Below are 18,447 nucleotides of genomic sequence, written 5' to 3' on the forward strand. Positions count from 1 at the left end.
TCGACCCGAAGCAAGACAAGGAAGCCAAGGGCTATTCAGGAATAACAACAAGAAGGCGGTCCGCCATGTTCAGACAATCGAAAGTACGCCAAGCCGGGCTCATTCTCTTCGCCACGACCTTGCTGCTCATCCTGCCGAACCTGACACGCTTGTTCGGATAAACGCAGCCGTGGCCATTGTTGGCATTGCACAGGTAATCTGCCGACCACTCAAGGTTGGAGATTACCCATGCGCAATTGCTTTGCCCTATTGACCTTGCTGTTCTGTCTGCCGCTATCGGCGGCGCAATTGCATCTGGAATTCGGTCATACCGCGCGCCAGTGGCAAAGCGAGGCATTGCTGGCACACCCACAGGCCCAGGACATCAGTATCGAGCAGGATGTCTCCTACAAGCGCCCCATGCACTACCGCGCTGTGCCATTGAGTGCACTGCTCGAGGGGGTGGGCCCCAACGATCATTTGCAAGCCGTCGCGCTGGATGGCTTCGCCGCCGAAATGCCTGCCGCGCCCTTGCTCCAGGCCGGCCCCGCACGGGCCTGGCTGGCCGTGGAAGACCCGGCCAAACCCTGGCCGGCGCTGGGCAACGGCAAACCGGGTGCCGGGCCGTTCTACCTGGTGTGGACCGATCCTCAAGCCGGGAACATCCGCCCAGAGCAATGGCCGTTCCAGATCACCACGATTCGTCGCCTGGCACCGGTGCAGGAGCGCTTCCCTGCCCTACTGCCCGACCCCACGCTCGCAGCGAACGATCCGGTACGCCAGGGCTTTGCCCTGTTCCAGCAGAACTGCCTGGCGTGCCACCGCCTCAATGGCGCAGGCGATGCCCAGTTCGGACCAGACTTGAACGTGCCCCACAACCCCACCGAGTACTTCCAGCCGGGCTTTTTGCGCCGCTACATTCGTGATCCGCAAAGCCTACGGCAGTGGCCCCAGGCGAAAATGCCAGGGTTTGCCGAAAACGTGCTGAGCGAGCAAGAGCTCGACGCATTGATCGCTTACCTGGCGCACATGGCCAAGCGCAAGCCTTGAAAGGTTGTGCCGCCGGCGCAGCCTGCAAAGGGCCGCACAGCGGCCCCTGGCCTAGGGTATTCAGGCGACTGGCCGCTCCTGCTTCACGCCCCATCCCTCGACCTCGCCCCCAAAGGGCGAGACGACCTGCTCGAAGGCCTCCTCGAAGGCCCCGATCCCTCGGTAGGTGGCGTACATGATTTTGCTCAGCTCCAGGTGCCAAGCGCCGTCGTCCAGCTCACGTACCTGGGCATTGAGGGATTCACCGCGGAACTGTCCGGCCGCACGCCGGGCACCAGCCTCGTCAGGGAACACCGCATAGAACTCGATGGGATGGATTCGGGTGAAGTCGAAACCGCCAGCTTTCATCTGGCGAAGGACATTGCTGCTGATATCGTCGTTCTGGCTGCTCATGAAACGTCCTCCTACAAACGCAATGGATAGACTTTCCGTGCACAACGCACCTGCTTTGCACAATCGAGTGCCTGGCAGATCGAGCTAATGAGAGACGCGAATGGAGCCGACGCGGATCCGCAGAAAGATCCGGGCCTCGTCTGAGCGTAGTGCCTGCTGGCTCACAACGCCAGCGCAGCGCGTTCAGGGTCTTTCTTCGATGCGGGTGATGGAGACGCCGCTCTGCTCCTTGAGCCAGCGCACGGTGGGGAATGGACTGCGGTCCTGGAAGTCATTGAGGTCAAGTTCATCGATGACCGGGAACAAATGCGAGCGGATCAGGCGGGCGGCTTGCTCATCGCTTGGGCGTTGATCGCCGTTGTAGAGCAGTGAGCTCTGTACGCCATTCTGGTCGACGAAGGTGACTTCCCACTCTTTCATTGAATTGTCCTCTCAATCAAAGAATACCGGGTGTGTGCTGCCAGTATCCTTGACCGTCGACGAGGGCGTTTGTTCAGTTCACCGCAGTGGTGGGAAAGCCCGCCCCACAAGTGAAGGCTTGGCCATCACCTGTGGGAGGGAGCGCGCGAGGGCGTCAGTCCTTGGGCACGCCATGGACGACACCGGCGGTGTTGTCCATCAGGCTCTTGGTCGCCGTCTGGATGTAGGACTCGAGGTTCTTCAGCAGCTCAGGCTGGTCGGGGCTCTCGATCAGCTCGGCCTTGAACTCGCGACCCAGCTGGTAGCGATACAGGCGCGGGGTCATGTCCTTGGACTCGATGAGGATGCGGTCACCCTTGACCAAGCCAACGATCTGCTCGCTGCCCGACGGCTTGATGATGCCCACGCCCGGGTCGCCCTCAGGCAGGTTCAGCAGGTCACGGCCCCAGCACTGGTGGCGGGTCTGGCCACCCAGGCGGCCCATGATGGTCGGCACGATGTCGACCTGGGTACCCACGGTGTGGTTGACCGCACCGAACTTCTCCTGGATCCCCGGGGCGATCAACAGCAACGGCACGTTGAAGCGGCCCAGGTCCAGCTCGGTGACCTGTTGCTGGTTGCCGAAGCCATGGTCGCCGACGATGACGAACAGGGTGTCCTTGAAGTACGGCTCCTTGCGCGCCTTCTCGAAGAACTGGCCAAGTGCCCAGTCGGAATAGCGCATGGCCGTGAGGTGTTCGTCCAGGCGGCCCTGGCCTGTGACCTTCTCGACCGGCAGGTCCTTGGGCAGCGCATACGGGGTGTGGTTGGAGAGCGTCTGCAGCAGCGCGTAGATCGGCTTTTTGCCATCGTGCTTGGCCAATTCCTCGTTGCCCCGGTCGAACATGTCCTGGTCGGACACGCCCCACGTCGGGTCGGAGAACACCGGATCGACGAAATCGTTACGGCCAATGAAAGTGGTCATACCCTGGTTGCCGAAGAAACCGGACTGGTTGTCCCAGGCGAAATCCCCGTTGTAGACGTAGACATCGTCGTAGTCACGAGCGCTCAGCAGCGCTGGCAGGCCAGACAGCTTGTGCCCCCCTTCCGGGGTCTGCATCAGGTATTCGAAGCCAGGCAGGTTCGGGAAGCACGCCATGGTAGCGAACATGCCCTGGTGGGTGTGGGTGCCGTTTGAGAAGAAACGGTCGAACAGCAGGCCTTCCTTGGCCAGCTTGTCGAAGTACGGCGTGATGTTATTCGGGCTGCCGAGGGCGCCCACCGAATGACCGGCGAAGCTTTCCATGAGGATCACTACGACGTTCTTGACCGGCAGGGTGCGGTCAGCGGGCGGCTGGAAGTCACGGCGCACAGCCGCTTCGTCGGCATCGACCAAGGTGTCGTGAGGGGTCAGCAACAGATCACGCACGGTTTGCGTGGCCACGTCCTGCTCGACGGTGGGCTTCCAGATATTGGCACGGTCTTCACCGAAACGGCTCTTGGCCGCGTCGATCAGGGTCAAGGTGCCGTTCAGGCCAAGCTGGTTGACGAAGTTCGAGTCGGTGGTGAAGGCATCCCCCCAACGCATCGGCGGGCCCTGGCGCAGGGTGCCACGGGCAGCCACGACGGCTACCAGCAGTACCACCATGAACACTGCCAGGCGGTGGTACCAAGGGGCGATCCGACGTGGAGCCAGGCTCTGGGAGGCTCCGCCACTGCGGGTCAGGCGGTCGATACCCTTGAACAGCAGGCTCAGCAGCCAGGTCCCGAACAGCCAGGCCAGCAGGTAGCGCACGACTGGGAAGCCGTACCACAGCATGCTCAGGACGGTCTTGGGGTCTTCCTTGATGTACTGGAACACCAGGCCGTTCAGGCGCTGGTGGAACTCGCGGTAGAAGTCCATTTCCATCAGGCCAAGGAACATCACCACGCTGGACGTCAAGGTCAGCCAAAGGCGGAAGAACCCGCGACGGGCCATCGCCCACGGGCTGAGCAACGCCAGCAACAGCGGAATGCTCAGGTACACCACCACCCGCAGGTCGAAGCGCAGGCCGTTGAGGAAACCTTCGGCGACGGTGGAAGACGGGGTGTCGCCGATCATGTCGCTGTTGTAGATCAGCAACGCCAGGCGAACCAGGCTCAGCATCAGCATGATCACCAGGCCGCTGAGCAGCGTATAGGCCAGGTGCGATTTGAGGGTCGGCGCGAACGGAGCCGGCACGGCCCGTTGCTTCAAGGCATCCGTGTTAGCCATGAATGAGGGGATCCTAGGATTGCGGGTTTGCGGAAAGGCGAAATCGCCCTGCTACCTGAAGGGCCCGGCCATCAAAGCACGGCTATTGGGCCAACGCAGCATTGTGCGGCGCGGATTTTCGATAATCCAGTGTGAAAATTTCGTCACGGGCCGGCGTTTGCGGTGTCTAGCGGGCCCATTGGCGGATAAACCTGCCAATGGGCCGGATTGGTACCGCTGCCTTCAGAATTTCAGGTTGCCCCTGGGCCCGGCGATGGCCCAAATGATCAGCCCGATCACCGGCAGCAATACGATCAACAAAATCCAGAGCACCTTGATGCCCACCTCGGCGCCGCTCTTGAGCACGTGAAGAATCGCCCAGATGTCCAGGGCAAGAATGATGAGCCCGACAAGGCTGTTGAAGGTGGACCCCATGCGACTGCTCCTGGCAAAAGATTTGCTGCCAAGCATAGCCGGCTATTGCGTCGATAGAATGGAATGCTTGGCCGCTGGAATAGGTCAATGGCTAGACTGCGTTCATACATTGTCACGAGGTCCGCATGCCCCCTGCCCACGCTCCTGAAAGTCCTGCTCCCGCCTCGCTGTTCAACGCCTGGCGGCAACAAGCCGCGACCACCCCATGGCTCAGCGCCGGCCTGGGCCTGAGCCTGTTGGTGGTGCTCGGCCTGCTCGCGGCCAGCCTGTGGAATGCGATCCATGGCGACCATGCCGACAACCTGCACTTGGCGCTGCTGGGTGGGCTGTCAGGGTTCGGCGCCACAGCCTTGGGCGCGGTGCTGGCAGTGGTGCTGCGCGATGTCAGCACGCGCAGCCAGGACGTGATGCTCGGCTTTGCCGCCGGGATGATGCTCGCGGCCAGTTCCTTCTCGTTGATCCTGCCAGGCCTGGACGCTGCTCGGGAAATCACCGGCAATGGCCCGGCAGCGGCCTTCACCGTGGTGCTGGGTATGGGATTGGGTGTGCTGTTGATGCTTGGCCTTGATCGCTTCACCCCGCACGAACATGAAAGCACTGGTCCTTGCGGCCCAGAGGCGGAGCGCATCAACCGGGTGTGGTTGTTCGTGCTGGCGATCACCCTGCATAACCTGCCCGAAGGCATGGCCATTGGCGTGAGCTTCGCCAATGGCGACATGAACATCGGCCTGCCGCTGACCAGCGCGATTGCCATCCAGGACATCCCCGAAGGCCTGGCCGTGGCCCTGGCTCTGCGCGCGACAGGCCTGTCGAACCTCAAGGCGGCGCTGGTGGCGGTCGGCTCCGGCCTGATGGAGCCGCTGGGTGCGGTGATTGGCCTGGGTATCTCTACCGGCTTCGCACTGGCGTATCCGGTGAGCATGGGTTTGGCGGCGGGTGCGATGATCTTCGTGGTGTCCCATGAAGTGATTCCCGAAACCCACCGCAATGGACACCAAACGTCGGCAACCCTGGGCCTGATGGGCGGATTCGCGGTGATGATGTTCCTCGATACCGCGTTGGGCTGACGCTACCGCCTCATCAGGGGTAAACCCGCTCCCAGCAGGTCCGCATCGATACCTGCGGAAGCGGGACCACCCGCGAACGAGCAGCCCATCAGACGTGAACAGCGACCTTCAATGCTTCCAACGCCGGCTCGACCTTGATCCCCATCTCAGCGCCCAACTCCAGCACTCGGGCCAGGTCGTTCTGCCCCACCATCACCATCTGCAACTCGTCATCGAGCAACTGGCTGAAGTTGACCAGCACATAACCGCCGGCCTCCTTGTTCAGGGCCCCCATCTGGACCTGGATGCGATTGAGCGCGGTCAGCGGCTCGGTGCGCGCCAGCTGCTTAGGCTTGAGGTTGAACGGCACACTCTTATCGAATGAGTCGGTGATGCGCTCGAACAGCTCTTGGTAGCTATCGGCCTGGAACAGCACGGTGTCCGGCAGGCTGCCGACCACCACCCATTCACCCAGTGGGATGGGGAAGCTGTCGTCGTAGTTGATGTCTGGGTTGGCGGCCAGGAAGGCGGCGGGATCGGCGTAGGCCTGGGCTGCTTCGTCCGCGATGCGCTCGATGTCTTGCTCGCGCATGCAGCCGGCGCCGATGAGGCTGATGAGTTCGGACAACTGGTTTTTCATGGGGGGCCCTTGCGCTGGCGAAAAAGTCGCCAAGGATAGCCGCAAATGCCCCCTGAGGGTTAGCCGGCCAGCGTCTGCAGGCGCGCGGCAGTGTCCGGTGCGCCCATGGTCTGGGCGGCGACCAAGGCAGTGGCGCCACGGGCATCCTGGCGTGCAGGATCGGCACCTTGAGCCAACAAGAACTCGAGTATCTCGCTGCGGTTGAACATCGCCGCGAGCATCAGGGCGGTACGACCGTCCTCGGCGGCGGCATCCACTGGCACGCCATGTTCGATCAGCAAGCGGATCATGGCCAGGTCACCCTTGAATGCGGCTCCCGCGATGGGCAGTTGACCGTTGTCGTTGGCGATCAGCGGGTCGGCGCCATGGGCCAGCAGCACACGCACCGCGTCGATGTGGCCATGGTAGCTGGCCAGCATCAGCAAGGTGTCGCCCTTGTGATTGCGCAGGTTGGCGGGCAGACCGCTCTGTAGCAGGCGCTCGAGCATCGGCGCATCGCCGCGCCGGGCACGCTCGAAGACTTCTTCGGCAAATGCGGCCGTCTCTTCGTCAGTCATGGCGGTGGGCTGTTGGTCGGACATCTGGAACCTCCTGGCAAGAAAAGAGCCCAAGTCTTCGTCAGGCACTGCCAGGCGGTCAAAGGTTCAGATTCTATCGGCTCGAAAGACAAACCTTATGACTCTTGCAAATTGCACTGTGCAAAATGCACGACCATGCGAAATGCACGGTTGCCCAGATTTAGTTTATTCACAACTAATTGATTTTAAAGGTATTTTTTCAATCGGCGAGGATGGCACGGTCACTGCAACACTCAACTCACGTCTGCCCATACAACAGTCAGGAGTTGAGATATGGACCTCATCCAGGAAAAGTTCGCCTCGGTATTCTGCGCCTATCAAGTCGAAACCCAGCCTCGCCCCGACGGCGGTATCCAGCTGACCCTGCGGGCAGCCGATGGCAAGGTGACTCGCCGTGCATTGACCTACGCACAGTTGCACAGCGCCGAGCAGTTGTCCTGGGCGATCAGCGCCATCCGCCGCGACTTGGCCGAACAGGCCAGTGAGCTTCCAGTGATCTCGATGTTGCAGAGCCAGCAGCGTTTTGCCCTGCCGACCTATCGCTGATGCGGCGCGACTTTCGCGGGTAAACCCGCTCCCACAGGTGTTCCATCGTTCCAAAGGCGGTGGAGTGGCTGTGGGGGCGGCTTATCCGTGAAAAACGTACCTCAAAGCTCATCCATGCCGGCAAACTGCCGGGCCATCGAATCGCCGGTGAACTGCGGCTGCATCCCCGATTCGCTGCCAAACAGGCGCAACGCCAGGCAGAACGGGTTGTCCCCCAAGTCCACCCAACGGCGCACGCCGGCGGGAATCACCAACACGTCGCCCTTCTCGCACAACACCGCATACACGTAGTCGCCCAGGCGCAAGCTGACCTGTCCGCGTCCGCCAATCACGGCAAACACTTCAACCGCTTCGTGCACATGCTCATCGCGAAGGTCAGCCTGGCTCGGGTCAAGGCCATCGCGGTTGAGCAGGCCGAACGCGACGCTGCCATGTGTGGTCATCAGCTGGTCCAACAGCCCATGACATTCGGCCAATACTTGCTCATGGGCTGTGCCCGGGCGGATGCGCAGCTCATCGGTACGGCGCTCCAGGCGCACACCCTGCTCGGCGAGGGTGGCGGCGATATCGTCGTGGTGGGTCAGCACCTTGTTCGGCAACTCGGGGGTGTAGAGATGGAAAACGCTGAGAATGCTCATCAGGGGCTGGTCCTGGTCTGTTTCGAACAAAGGGCAATGATAACGGCTGCCGCGAGCGCCGCGACGCTGGCCATACCAAAGGTGAAGGACGGGCCCAGCAGTTTCCAGCTGTAACCCGAATAGAGTGCGCCCAGGGCACCGCCGGTGCCAGACAAGGCCGCATACAACGCCTGCCCCTGCCCTTGCTGACGCGCGCCGAAGCTACCTTGGACGAAGGCAATGGCTGCGGCATGGAAACAGCCGAAGGTCGCCGCATGCAGCAGCTGGGCAAACACCAGCACCGCTGGAATATCCGCAAGATTCCCCAGCAACAGCCAACGCAGCGCCGCCAGCAGGAAGCTCGCCAATAGCACATGGCGCACTGAAACCCGGGCGAAGATTCGACTCATGGCCATGAATACCAGCACTTCGGCCACCACCCCCAGCGCCCACAGCAAACCAATGGCGCCACGGGTGTAGCCCAGATGTTCCAGGTGCAGGGTGAGGAAGGTGTAGTAAGGGCCGTGGCTGAGCTGCATCAGCGCCACGCACACATAGAACGCCATTACACCCGGCGCCGCCAGTTGCCGCAGGAAGCCCCCTGCCCCCTTGCGCTCGGCATGCTCCATCGGCTGGGCATTGGGCACCCAGAGGCTCGCGATGAAAATCCCGGCCATGATGGTCACCAACGCCACCGGGTAGATATCCAGGCTTAGCCACTCGAACAGCCGTCCCAGGCCGACCACGGTGAGGATGAAACCGATCGAGCCCCACAGGCGCACCTGGCTGTAGCGCGAGGTTTGCCCGTGCAGGTGCGCCAGGGTGACCACCTCGAACTGCGGAAGCACCGCATGCCAGAAGAACGCATGGAGCGCCATAACCAGTGCCAGCCAGGCGTAGCTTTTGTCGATGAAGATCAGCGAGAAGGTGGCCAGAGTCGACAAAGCGCCCAGGCGCACGATCAGCAACCGTTGGCCGCTGCGATCCCCCAGCCAGCCCCACAGGTTGGGTGCGATGCAGCGCATCAGCATGGGAATGGCCACCAGTTCGCCGATGCGTGCCGGCGAAAAGCCCAAATGGTCGAAGTACAACGCCAGGAACGGCGCGGTGGAGCCGAGCAAGGCGAAGTAAAAGAGGTAGAAGCTGGACAGGCGCCAGTAGGGAATCGGGGGCATGGGCGGGGCCTTTGGTTGCCTGTGCCGGCTCCTTCACGGGGGACCGCTCCCACAGGACCTGCGGTAGTCCTCTAGGAGCGGGTTTACTCGCGAAGTGACCCGTGCGGACGAATCAGCGCTGGCCCAGCACCGGGGTATTGACCTTCACATCGGCGTTCTGCGCACGGTGGCGCAGCAGGTGATCCATCAGCACGATAGCCATCATCGCCTCGGCGATCGGCGTGGCACGGATGCCCACGCACGGGTCGTGACGGCCCTTGGTGATGACCTCGACCGGGTTGCCGTCGACATCGATGGAGCGGCCCGGGGTGGTAATGCTCGACGTCGGTTTGAGCGCCAGGTGGGCGACGATCGGCTGGCCGGAAGAGATCCCGCCCAGGATGCCGCCTGCGTTGTTGCTCAGGAAGCCCTCAGGCGTCAGCTCATCGCGGTGCTCGGTGCCACGCTGGGCGACACTGGCGAAACCGGCGCCGATCTCCACGCCCTTGACGGCGTTGATGCTCATCAAAGCATGGGCAAGCTCCGCGTCCAGGCGGTCGAAGATCGGCTCGCCCAGGCCAGGCATCACGCCCTCGGCGACCACGGTGATCTTCGCGCCGACCGAGTCCTGGTCACGGCGCAACTGGTCCATGTAAGCCTCCAGCTCCGGCACTTTGTCAGGATCAGGGCTGAAGAAGGCGTTGTGCTCGACCGACTCCCAGGTCTTGAACGGGATTTCGATCGGGCCCAGCTGGCTCATGTAGCCACGCACGCGGATGCCTTGGGTGGCCAGGTACTTCTTGGCGATGGCGCCGGCAGCCACGCGCATGGCGGTCTCGCGGGCCGAACTGCGGCCGCCGCCGCGGTAGTCGCGGATGCCGTATTTATGGTGGTAGGTGTAGTCGGCGTGGGCTGGGCGGAACAGGTCCTTGATCGCCGAATAGTCCTTGGATTTTTGGTCGGTGTTGCGGATCAGCAGACCGATGGAACAGCCGGTGGTACGACCTTCGAACACACCCGAGAGGATTTCGACCTCATCCGGTTCCTGGCGCTGGGTAGTGTGCCGGCTGGTGCCCGGCTTGCGGCGATCCAGGTCGTGCTGCAGATCGGCCAGGGAGATTTCCAGACCCGGAGGGCATCCATCGACAATGGCGACCAACGCCGGGCCGTGGCTTTCGCCTGCGGTGGTGACAGTGAACAGCTTGCCGTAGGTATTGCCGGACATGGACGCTCCGCGAATCTGCCTGAATGTGAGGGAGGCGGGCAGTATACGGAAATTCCCTTTATTCGGGTGGTCGGTTCAGCCCCTTCGATCACGCTCAAACCTAGGGGAGTGGGTTCATCGGCGAAGGGGCATGAGAGAACCTTCGGTCAGCCACCCGGTCCAACCGACATCCCACCAAGTAGTAGCCCTATGATGTTGCGCCTCGCCGCCCTGCTTCTGCTGCTGTGCTCAGGCCTCGCCCAGGCCGCCGCCCCGACCGTACTGCAACGCCCCATCGACCTGGACACCGGCCAGGGCGTGCTCCATGGCAGCCTGCTGCTGCCGCAACAAGCCACCCCGCCGCCGGTAGTGCTGATCATTGCCGGCTCCGGCCCCACCGACCGCGACGGCAACAACCCCGCCAGTGGTCGCCTGGACAACCTCAAGCGTCTGGCCCTGCTGCTGGCCGGCGAGCACATCGCCAGCGTGCGTTTCGACAAGCGCGGCGTTGCCGCAAGCCAACCGGCCACGCCCGATGAGCGGGACCTGAGCGTCGAGCGCTACGTGGCCGACACCGTGGCCTGGGGCCGCAAACTCAGGGCTGACCCACGCTTCGGTCCGCTGATCCTGCTTGGCCACAGCGAAGGCGCGCTGATTGCGACGCTGGCCGCTCAACAGGCCGGCGCCAGCGCGGTGATCACCGTGGCCGGCAGCGGTCGCCCCGTGGCAGAGGTGCTGCGCGAACAATTGGCCCAGCGCCTGCCGCCGGCAGAACTGGCGCGCGGCAATGCGCTGATCGACCGCCTGCAGGCCGGACAGACCTCTCTGGATGTGCCGGGGCCGCTGCGCGATGTGTTTCGCCCGAGCGTGCAGCCTTACCTGATCTCGTTGCTGCGCCAGGACCCGGCAGCAGCGTTCGCTCGTCTGCCGATGCCCGCCTTGATCATCCAGGGCCGCAACGACGTGCAGGTGGACGTCGCCGACGCCGAACGCCTCAAGGCCGCCAAGCCCGACGCGCAGTTGGCCCTGATCGATGGCATGAACCACATGCTGCGTATCACCCCTCGGGACATGAGCCAGCAGCGCGACAGCTACCGCAACCCGGGGCTGCCGCTGGCCCGTGAACTGGGTGAGCGGATCGTGGCGTTCATTCGCCAGCTGCCGCCGGCCTAGATTGTCCTCAGGAAGTCTCCGTTGCTGCCGATAACCGGTTGATCGAGGCAGTGATCGGTGTTTTTGAGGCCGTTTGCGCTCCATTGCGGACAAACCCGCTCCCACTGATTGAATGTAGGAGTGGCCTTGCCTCGCGATTGGGCAACGCATCAGCCCCTTTCCACCGTCCTGCCCGCCGTGCATTCGAGGACACTTCCGATGACCGACGCCCCCGCCGCCGTTGAGGCGGACGAAGAGCCACAAGCCCCAGCAAGCGCTCCGCTGCCATGGGAAGACCTGGCCCCTGAACACTTCCAACTGCTGCGCCTAGCAGCCCTGCCCACCGACCGCAACAGCGGCGCCCGTCCGCTGCGTTTCGTCGAGTTCGGCCATGCCGAGCGGCATAGCAAGACGCACAGCCTGCTGCGGCTGGAAATCCGCCTGCCAGGTCAGAAAGTGCGCAAAGAGCAGAACCAGCTGGACATCCGTGTCGATCACGAACAGCGCCAGGTGCGTATCGGCGGTGACGGTGGCTTGCAGCTCGAGCCGGCGAACCGTGGCCTGGGGCGGTTCCTCCTGGGACAGGCGGTGCAGTGGCTGCAACAGCGTTGGTCGAACTACCAAGTCGAAGGCGTAGCCCTGCCCAGCAAGGATGCCCTGAACGAAGACAACCGCCTGCGCCGCGACCATGTACTGCGCAGTGCAGGGCTTGAGGTGGAATACGAAGGCGGACAACTGCTCAAGGGGCGCACCGTGGATACCACGGTAGGCCAGCTCAAGGGCGGCTGGAACAATGAAAAGGTCCAGCGCGTCGACATCCTCGAGGCTGCCGGAATGCTGCAACAGGCCGAGCAACAGCTGCTGGAGAAGCAGGCGCAGTTGCGCGAGCGGGATGAACGGGTCGCCAAGTACCGCCGCGAAGACAGCGGCCTGCGCTTTACCATCACGTGCCTGGTGGCGTTTGCCGTGTTCCAGGCGGGGCTGCTGATCTGGATCGCCACGCGCTAGAGACGTGGCGCCCTTTTCGCGGGTTTACCCACGAAAAGGGCTGCAGCGCAGCCCTGTGTCTTGATCAGACGCGGGAGCGGAACAGCTCCTGGTGCTGACGGCACTGCTCGGCAGTCAGCATGAACACGCCATGCCCACCCCGCTCGAACTCCAGCCAAGCGAAGTCCACCTCTGGATACAGCGCCTGGACATGCACCTGGCTGTTACCCACCTCGACGATCAGCAGCCCTTTTTCATTCAGGTGGTCAGCCGCCTCGGCGAGCATGCGCCGCACCAGGTCCAGGCCATCGTTGCCACAGGCCAGGCCCAGCTCGGGCTCGTGGTGATACTCGGCCGGCATGTCGGCGAAATCTTCGGCGTCGACATACGGCGGGTTGGACAGAATCAGATCGAAGCGCTGCCCGGGCAGGCCGGCGAAGCCATCACCCTGCACGGTGTATACACGCTCTTCCAGGCCATGGCGCTCGATGTTGTGGTTGGCGACTTCCAAGGCATCGAAGGACAGGTCGGCCAGCACCACCTCGGCCTCGGGGAACACGTCGGCGGCGACGATGCCGATGCAGCCGGAGCCGGTGCACAAGTCAAGGATGCGCGCAGGCGGCGTGGCCAGCCAGGGCTCGAAGCGTTTTTCGATCAGTTCGCCGATGGGCGAGCGCGGCACCAACACACGCTCATCGACCACGAACGACATGCCGCAGAACCACGCCTCGCCCAGTAGGTAGGCGGTGGGCACCCGCTCTTCGATTCGGCGCTTGAGCAGGTGCTGCAGGCGCACGCGCTCGTCATCTTCCAGCTGGCAGTCCAGGTAGCTGTCGGCCACCTCCCACGGCAGGTGCACGGCGCCCAGCACCAGCAGTCGGGCTTCGTCCCAAGCGTTGTCGGCACCGTGGCCGAAGAACAGGTCGTGCTCATGGAAGCGGCTGACCGCCCAGCGGATATGGTCGCGCAGGGTGCGCAGGCGGGATGTGATCACGGGTGACTCCTTTTAAGACAGGACAAAAGTCTAACAGCCCACCGACACAAATGTTCCCTTCGATTGCCCGGTCGGTAGCCAGAGGCCAGTAACCATGCTGTCTGCAATGTCAACCATTCACATTGGCGCCGAGGCAAGGGAGAATAGGTATACAAAAGCCCTACCCAAGGAGCCCTTGATGTCCGTTCCAACCACGATGTTCCGCCTCAGCGGCCGCGACTATCCGCCGGCCAAGCTGGGCCAAGCCAGCCTGATTGTCATCGATGCGCAAAAGGAGTACCTCAGCGGTCCCCTGGCGCTGTCGGGCATGGACGAGGCCGTGGCCAACATCGCCCGGTTGCTCGACGCCGCGCGCAAGGCCGGCCGTCCGATCATCCATGTACGCCACCTGGGCACCGTCGGTGGCCTGTTCGACCCGCAGGGTAGCCGCGGCGAGTTCATCCCGGGGCTGGAGCCTCGCGAGGGTGAGATCATCATCGAAAAGCGCATGCCCAACGCCTTCAAGAACACCAAGCTGCACGAAACGCTGCAGGAGCTGGGCCATCTGGACCTCATCGTCTGCGGTTTCATGAGCCATTCGAGCGTCAGCACCACCGTTCGCCGCGCCAAGGACTATGGTTATCGTTGCACCTTGGTCGCCGATGCCTCCACCACCCGCGACCTGGCGTTCAAGGACACGGTCATTCCGGCTGCGCAGATTCATCAGTGTGAAATGGCCGTGATGGCCGACAACTTCGCCTGCGTCGCCCCGACCGCCAGCCTGATCTGAGCCACGACCGCCCGGCAGACGGGCGGAACCCCAGGGCCGACCCTAGGTCGAATTCCGGATACCTACAGAGGAAATCGGAATGAAGCTCAAAGGCAGTTTCGACGCCAAACGCCTGCGCCAGCGCGAACCGCGCAACTGGGGTGCGCGCCTGGCCGCCGGCCTGTCCGCCCTGGTGGCCACCCTCGGCGTGCTGCTGGCCATGGCCGGCGTCGCAGGCCTTCTGGGCAACTACAGTGCCCTGGCCGAACTCAATGCCAACCGCCCACTGTCGGTGATCCTGGTGGTGGTCGGTTTGCTATTGCTCTACCTGGGCGTGCGCTTCTGGCGCCGCAGCCGGATTCGCCTGCGCCGCGGGCATGGGTTGAACCTCTCGCCGCACCTGATGAAAAAGCACGATTAGCAGCGTGTGCTGCTAGCCGCTTCCTCCGACATCTGCGTTCACGTTTCAAAGGGTGTCGCTGTACCTGGCGGATCGGTTCGGCGCGAAAAGGCCAACAGGCGACACAACACCGCCCACTCACGTAAAATATGCCCCCTACGTGGAGGCACCATGCAAGACGACGATTTTTCCCTCTTCAGCGCCCAGATGCGCGGCGTGAAGCCGATCAAGCACGACCGCGCCGATGTCGGCAAACCCAAGGCCGACCGCAAGAAGCTGGCCGGCCTGCGCATGGCCGCGACCGTGCACAGCGACCAACCCCTCGTGGTCGATGGCATGTCCGACCAGTTCGTCATCGACGTCGGCGCCGAGGACGAACTGATGTGGCGCCGTGACGGCGTACAGGAAAGCCAGATCCGCAAGCTCAAACTCGGCCAGATCGCCTTCGAAGGCAGCCTGGACCTGCACGGCATGACCGTGGAAAAAGCCCGCGAGACCCTTTGGGATTTCATCGCTGAGGCCACCAAGCTCGAAGTGCGCTGCGTGCGCGTCACCCACGGCAAGGCTGCGCGCCTGGACGGCAAGCGGCCGATGATCAAGAGCCACGTCAACACTTGGCTGCGCCAGCACCCGCAGGTGCTCGGCTTCACCTCCTGCCAGGCCCGCCATGGCGGCACAGGTGCGGTCTATGTGATGCTCAAGCGCACCATGCTCGAAGGACGCGACGAGTGACGCCAGGCTTGCAGCCTCGCCCTCGCCGCCGTACCCTTCGTCTTTGCGATTAATCCCCCACAGGTAGATCCATGTCCCTGGAACAGAACTACACCGCGATCCTCAGCCAGCTCGGCGAGGACGTCTCCCGCGAGGGCCTGCGCGACACGCCCAAGCGGGCCGCGAAGGCCATGAAGTACCTTTGCCGCGGTTATGAACAAACCCTGGAAGAAGTCACCAACGACGCGCTGTTCACCTCCGACAACAGCGAGATGGTGCTGGTCCGGGACATCGAGCTCTACTCGATGTGCGAACACCACATGCTGCCCTTCATTGGCAAGGCCCACGTGGCCTACCTGCCCAAGGGCAAGGTCCTGGGCCTGTCCAAGGTCGCGCGCATCGTCGACATGTTCGCCCGCCGCCTGCAGATCCAGGAAAACCTCAGCCGCCAGATCGCCGAAGCCGTGGAGAAGGTGACCGGCGCCGCTGGCGTGGCCGTGGTCATCGAGGCCAAGCACATGTGCATGATGATGCGCGGTGTCGAGAAGCAGAACTCCACCATGATCACCTCGGTGATGCTTGGCGAGTTCCGCTCCAATGCCGCCACCCGCAGCGAGTTCCTCAGCCTGATCAAGTGATCGGCGCGGGACTGCGAGCCGACCCTTAGGGGTCGGCTTTTTCTTTTGTTCAGGAGTTGTCCATGATCGTCAAAGCCCTGCGGGTCGGCCTCGGCCAGCTTATCGTGTTCGGTGACTGGATCAGCCGCCCGGCCAAGCGCAAGCGTGATGCCGCAGCCCAGGCGCAGGTCGCCAAAGACGCCCAGAACCTGGCGCTGTACCAGTTCCATGCCTGCCCGTTCTGCGTCAAGACCCGCCGCACCTTGCACCGCCTCAACGTGCCGGTGGCCCTGCGCGACGCCAAGAACGACCCGGTACACCGCCAGGCTTTGCTTGAAGGCGGTGGCCGGGTGAAGGTGCCATGCCTGCGAATCGAGGAAGCCGGCGAGGTGACCTGGATGTACGAATCCAAGGCCATCATCGCCTACCTGGACAAACGCTTCGCGGCAGTTTGAAACCCAGGCTGCTCCGGCCTTTTCGCGGGTAAACCCGCTCCCACAGGTACCAAGAACCCTGTCAGAGCGGGTTTACCCGCGAAAGAGCCGGAGCAGCTAGCAAAAAGCCTGGATCAGTCCACCATCGGCACATGCCGCGGATGGCTCGCCACCCGCGCCAACCACGCCCGCACGCCGGGGTAGTCGGTCAGGTCGAAGCCGCCCTGATGCGCCACATGGGTGTAGGCATACAGCGCCACGTCGGCGATCGAATACTGGTCACCAACCAGATACGGCGTCATCTGCAGTTGCCTCTCCATGACCTTGAGCGCTTTGTAGCCGCCTTTGTGCAGCTTGCGGTATTCCTCCACGCGCTCATCAGGCAGCCCCAGGTAGAACTGGATGAACCGCGCGACGGCAATGTACGGCTCATGGCTGTACTGCTCGAAGAACTGCCATTGCAGCACCTGAGTGCGCAGACGTGGCTCGGTGGGCAAAAACTTACTGCCATCGGCCAGGAAGTTCAGGATCGCGTTGGACTCCCACAGGCAGGTGCCATCCTCGAGCTGCAGCACCGGGACCTTGCCGTTGGGGTTCATCGCGAGGAACTCCGGCGTTTCGGTTTCGCCCTTGAGTATGTCCACCGGCTGCCACGTGTAAGGGCGATCCAGCAGGTGCAGCATCAATTTGACCTTGTAGCAGTTGCCGGACTGGTAATCCCCATAAACCTTGTACATCGCCCCTCCCCTCTCGTGCAGTTGCGCAATCGCGCCCAATAGTTGGCGACTGTACGGCTAAATGCAATGGCTGCTGTATCGCATCGATTGCGCCAGGTCACGGTAGTCTGAAAAAACTGCTTACACCTTTACAAGGACTTTTCAATGACCGATGCCACCTCCGCGCGCCTGCGCCCCCTGGCAGACAGTTCTGCGTCGGCGATCGTCGCCGGCTTCATCGCCATGCTCACGGGGTACACCAGCTCATTGGTGCTGATGTTCCAGGCGGGCCAGGCTGCTGGGCTGACCAGCGCGCAGATTTCCTCGTGGATCTGGGCCTTGTCGATCGGCATGGCGGTGTGCAGCATCGGCCTGTCGCTGCGCTACCGCACGCCGATCACCATTGCCTGGTCGACTCCAGGCGCTGCACTGCTGATCACCAGCCTTGGCGGGGTCAGCTATGGCGAGGCCATCGGCGCCTATATCACCTGCGCGGTGCTGGTGCTCATCTGCGGCTTGACCGGCAGCTTCGAGCGCCTGGTGCGGCGCATTCCTGCGTCCCTGGCCTCGGCGCTGCTGGCCGGTATCCTGTTCAAGATCGGCAGCGAAATCTTCGTCGCCGCCCAGCACCGTACCGTGCTGGTGCTGGGCATGTTCTTCAGCTACCTGCTGGTCAAGCGCCTGTCGCCACGCTACTGCGTACTGGCCGCGTTGCTGGTGGGCACCGCCCTGTCGGGCGCCCTGGGCCTGCTGGATTTCAGCGGCTTCAACCTGGAGGTGGCCAAGCCGGTGTGGACCACCCCGAGCTTCTCGCTGGCGGCGACCATCAGCATCGGCATCCCGCTGTTCGTGGTGGCGATGACTTCACAGAACATGCCAGGCGTCGCCGTGCTGCGGGCCGATGGCTATCAGGTGCCGGCCTCGCCGTTGATCTCGGCCACCGGCTTCGCCTCGCTGCTGCTGGCGCCGTTCGGCTCCCACGGGGTGAACCTGGCGGCAATCAGCGCGGCAATTTGCACCGGGCCCCATGCCCATGAAGACCCGAGCAAGCGTTACACCGCAGCGGTGTGGTGCGGGATTTTCTACGGCATCGCCGGGGTGTTCGGCGCCACGCTAGCGGCCCTGTTTGCGGCGCTGCCCAAGGAGCTGGTGCTGTCCATTGCTGCACTGGCGCTGTTCGGCTCGATCATGAATGGCCTGAGCGTGGCCATGGGAGAAGCCCGTGAACGCGAGGCGGCCCTGATCACCTTCATGGTGACGGCCTCGGGGTTCACTTTGTTCTCGATCGGCTCGGCGTTCTGGGGGATCGTGGCGGGGGTGTTGACCTTGCTGATCCTGAGCCCGCGCAAAGGCTGAGGATGTCTTGTTGCCAGTGCCGGCCTGTTCGCGGGTTAACCCGCGAAGGGCCGACACA

At 63.1% G+C, this 18,447-nt stretch carries 22 protein-coding genes; 11 read left to right on the forward strand and 11 right to left on the reverse strand.

Translation table 11 applies throughout. The annotated features are described in order from the left end of the window. Nucleotides 1-228: 228 nt before the first annotated feature. Nucleotides 229-1,029, forward strand: a complete 801-nt coding sequence (locus tag J5X93_RS18895; RefSeq protein WP_043209799.1) for a cytochrome c — start codon at nt 229-231, stop codon at nt 1,027-1,029. 60 nt (nt 1,030-1,089) lie between these two features. Here J5X93_RS18895 and J5X93_RS18900 read toward each other — a convergent pair whose 3' ends face one another. From J5X93_RS18900 to J5X93_RS18915, 4 genes are all read right to left on the reverse strand, one after another. After that, a complete protein-coding gene (locus tag J5X93_RS18900) occupies nt 1,090-1,422 on the reverse strand; it encodes a ribonuclease E inhibitor RraB (protein WP_043209796.1) in 333 nt (110 codons plus the stop codon). A 183-nt stretch (nt 1,423-1,605) separates the two neighbouring features. After that, complete coding sequence (locus tag J5X93_RS18905; protein WP_043209794.1) at nt 1,606-1,842, reverse strand: hypothetical protein; 237 nt, start codon at nt 1,840-1,842, stop codon at nt 1,606-1,608. A gap of 154 nt (nt 1,843-1,996) precedes the next feature. Then, a complete protein-coding gene (locus tag J5X93_RS18910) occupies nt 1,997-4,075 on the reverse strand; it encodes an LTA synthase family protein (protein ID WP_182942580.1) in 2,079 nt (692 codons plus the stop codon). A 222-nt stretch (nt 4,076-4,297) separates the two neighbouring features. Then, complete coding sequence (locus J5X93_RS18915) at nt 4,298-4,489, reverse strand: PLDc N-terminal domain-containing protein (protein ID WP_070573200.1); 192 nt, start codon at nt 4,487-4,489, stop codon at nt 4,298-4,300. A 125-nt stretch (nt 4,490-4,614) separates the two neighbouring features. On the opposite strand from J5X93_RS18915, the gene J5X93_RS18920 reads away from it, so the two are divergent. After that, nucleotides 4,615-5,556: a ZIP family metal transporter gene (locus tag J5X93_RS18920; protein ID WP_043209787.1), complete on the forward strand. Its 942-nt coding sequence runs from the start codon at nt 4,615-4,617 to the stop codon at nt 5,554-5,556. A gap of 88 nt (nt 5,557-5,644) precedes the next feature. On the opposite strand, the gene J5X93_RS18925 is transcribed toward J5X93_RS18920, so the two are convergent. Further along, on the reverse strand, nt 5,645-6,175 hold the full coding sequence (locus J5X93_RS18925; protein WP_250033833.1) for a hypothetical protein: 531 nt from the start codon (nt 6,173-6,175) through the stop codon (nt 5,645-5,647). 59 nt (nt 6,176-6,234) lie between these two features. Next, entirely contained in the window at nt 6,235-6,756 is a 522-nt protein-coding gene (locus J5X93_RS18930) for an ankyrin repeat domain-containing protein (RefSeq protein ID WP_090343742.1), read from the reverse strand. Nucleotides 6,757-7,026: 270 nt separating this feature from the next. On the opposite strand from J5X93_RS18930, the gene J5X93_RS18935 reads away from it, so the two are divergent. Next, nucleotides 7,027-7,299, forward strand: a complete 273-nt coding sequence (locus tag J5X93_RS18935) for a DUF3509 domain-containing protein (RefSeq protein ID WP_043209779.1) — start codon at nt 7,027-7,029, stop codon at nt 7,297-7,299. Nucleotides 7,300-7,400: 101 nt separating this feature from the next. Here the strand turns inward: J5X93_RS18935 and J5X93_RS18940 are convergent, their stop codons facing one another. The 3 genes from J5X93_RS18940 to aroC all read right to left on the reverse strand — a co-directional run bounded on the left by J5X93_RS18940 (nt 7,401) and on the right by aroC (nt 10,295). Then, complete coding sequence (locus J5X93_RS18940; RefSeq protein WP_102082380.1) at nt 7,401-7,937, reverse strand: oxidase; 537 nt, start codon at nt 7,935-7,937, stop codon at nt 7,401-7,403. Beyond that, nucleotides 7,937-9,091 carry an MFS transporter gene (locus J5X93_RS18945; RefSeq protein ID WP_250033834.1) on the reverse strand — a complete coding sequence of 385 codons (1,155 nt, stop codon included), beginning with the start codon at nt 9,089-9,091 and terminating at the stop codon, nt 7,937-7,939. The genes J5X93_RS18940 and J5X93_RS18945 overlap by 1 nt, the downstream gene beginning before the upstream one ends. 112 nt (nt 9,092-9,203) lie before the next feature. After that, a complete protein-coding gene (aroC, locus tag J5X93_RS18950; protein WP_043209772.1) occupies nt 9,204-10,295 on the reverse strand; it encodes a chorismate synthase in 1,092 nt (363 codons plus the stop codon). 189 nt (nt 10,296-10,484) lie between these two features. On the opposite strand from aroC, the gene J5X93_RS18955 reads away from it, so the two are divergent. Beyond that, nucleotides 10,485-11,447, forward strand: a complete 963-nt coding sequence (locus J5X93_RS18955) for an alpha/beta hydrolase (RefSeq protein ID WP_250033836.1) — start codon at nt 10,485-10,487, stop codon at nt 11,445-11,447. A gap of 198 nt (nt 11,448-11,645) precedes the next feature. Then, on the forward strand, nt 11,646-12,434 hold the full coding sequence (locus J5X93_RS18960) for a hypothetical protein (protein WP_043209769.1): 789 nt from the start codon (nt 11,646-11,648) through the stop codon (nt 12,432-12,434). Nucleotides 12,435-12,498: 64 nt separating this feature from the next. Here the strand turns inward: J5X93_RS18960 and prmB are convergent, their stop codons facing one another. Beyond that, nucleotides 12,499-13,407: a 50S ribosomal protein L3 N(5)-glutamine methyltransferase gene (gene prmB / locus J5X93_RS18965; RefSeq protein ID WP_090343736.1), complete on the reverse strand. Its 909-nt coding sequence runs from the start codon at nt 13,405-13,407 to the stop codon at nt 12,499-12,501. Nucleotides 13,408-13,585: 178 nt separating this feature from the next. Here prmB and J5X93_RS18970 point away from each other — a divergent pair, with 178 nt between their 5' ends. From J5X93_RS18970 to J5X93_RS18990, 5 genes are all read left to right on the forward strand, one after another. After that, entirely contained in the window at nt 13,586-14,176 is a 591-nt protein-coding gene (locus tag J5X93_RS18970) for a cysteine hydrolase family protein (protein ID WP_043209762.1), read from the forward strand. A 79-nt stretch (nt 14,177-14,255) separates the two neighbouring features. Then, nucleotides 14,256-14,576, forward strand: coding sequence for a hypothetical protein (locus J5X93_RS18975; RefSeq protein WP_043209760.1), 321 nt, complete (start codon nt 14,256-14,258; stop codon nt 14,574-14,576). Between the two features lie 150 nt (nt 14,577-14,726). Then, nucleotides 14,727-15,287 carry a Smr/MutS family protein gene (locus J5X93_RS18980; protein WP_043209758.1) on the forward strand — a complete coding sequence of 187 codons (561 nt, stop codon included), beginning with the start codon at nt 14,727-14,729 and terminating at the stop codon, nt 15,285-15,287. A gap of 71 nt (nt 15,288-15,358) precedes the next feature. Beyond that, nucleotides 15,359-15,904, forward strand: a complete 546-nt coding sequence (folE, locus tag J5X93_RS18985; RefSeq protein ID WP_043209757.1) for a GTP cyclohydrolase I FolE — start codon at nt 15,359-15,361, stop codon at nt 15,902-15,904. A 62-nt stretch (nt 15,905-15,966) separates the two neighbouring features. After that, complete coding sequence (locus J5X93_RS18990; RefSeq protein ID WP_043209755.1) at nt 15,967-16,338, forward strand: glutaredoxin family protein; 372 nt, start codon at nt 15,967-15,969, stop codon at nt 16,336-16,338. Between the two features lie 113 nt (nt 16,339-16,451). On the opposite strand, the gene J5X93_RS18995 is transcribed toward J5X93_RS18990, so the two are convergent. Beyond that, nucleotides 16,452-17,054: a glutathione S-transferase family protein gene (locus J5X93_RS18995; RefSeq protein WP_182942574.1), complete on the reverse strand. Its 603-nt coding sequence runs from the start codon at nt 17,052-17,054 to the stop codon at nt 16,452-16,454. A gap of 144 nt (nt 17,055-17,198) precedes the next feature. Here J5X93_RS18995 and J5X93_RS19000 point away from each other — a divergent pair, with 144 nt between their 5' ends. Next, nucleotides 17,199-18,389, forward strand: a complete 1,191-nt coding sequence (locus J5X93_RS19000) for a benzoate/H(+) symporter BenE family transporter (protein ID WP_043209751.1) — start codon at nt 17,199-17,201, stop codon at nt 18,387-18,389. Nucleotides 18,390-18,447 lie beyond the last annotated feature (58 nt).

The sequence above is a fragment of the Pseudomonas sp. BYT-1 genome, from assembly GCF_023611805.1.
In the GTDB taxonomy this organism is placed as follows: Bacteria; Pseudomonadota; Gammaproteobacteria; order Pseudomonadales; family Pseudomonadaceae; genus Aquipseudomonas; species Aquipseudomonas guariconensis.